1 protein-coding gene is annotated in these 813 nt (G+C 27.7%); it reads right to left on the bottom strand.

Going from position 1 to position 813, the window contains the following annotated elements; genetic code table 11:
- Positions 1 to 3: 3 nt before the first annotated feature.
- On the bottom strand, positions 4 to 813 hold an 810-nt coding region (locus ACK2WN_RS12205; RefSeq protein ID WP_416155698.1), incomplete at its 5' end, for an IS3 family transposase.

Here is an 813-nt window from a genome sequence, read left to right as displayed (position 1 = left end):
TTTTTATGCTACTTTTAAAAATTCTTCATGCTTTTCAAAAGGTGTTAATACACCTAACTTTCTTTGTAATCTTGAATTGTTATAATAATCCATATAATTTTCTATCATATCAACCAATTCTTTTCTGCTATTAAATTTTTTTCCATAATATCTCTCTCTTTTTATAATCCCCCAAAAACCTTCCATCGGACCATTATCAATACATCTAGCTATTCTAGACATACTTTGTGTCATGCCTGCGGCTACCAATTTAGAATGAAATGTTCTATTAGTATATTGATACCCTCTATCTGAATGAAAAATTGGGTGTGCTTTTGGGTTATTTTTTACGGCAAAATCAAACATGCTATATACTAGTTCTGTATTATTTGAATCTCCGATTGTATAAGCAACAATTCTTCTATCATAAAGATCTAGAATCGCACTTAGATAAAGTCTATGTTTTTTTCCATTTACATAGTAGTGAAATTCTGATACATCTGTTAGCCATTTTTCATCAGGTGCATCAGCTTTAAAATTTCTATTAAGAATGTTTTCTGTTGTATATGTAGGATGTTGATTTTGAATTGTACATCCATTATTTTTATATTTTATAGTTGATTTAATTTGAAGTACACGACAAATACGTAATATTCTCTTATCATTTACATTTATACTATAATATCTGTATAAATCATCTCTAATGCGGCGATAGCCTTTATCAGGATAGTCATCATGTATTTTTTCTACAATATTAGCAATTTTTTCGTTTTTTATATCGTTAAAAGTTTTTTGATGTTTCAACCATTTAAAGTAACCACTTTTACTTACATT

It is taken from the genome of Peptacetobacter sp. AB800, from assembly GCF_047807365.1.
GTDB lineage: Bacteria > Bacillota > Clostridia > Peptostreptococcales > Peptostreptococcaceae > Peptacetobacter.
The sequence above is the reverse complement of the archived record's forward strand: the minus strand, read 5'-3'. Positions and strand labels throughout refer to the sequence as shown.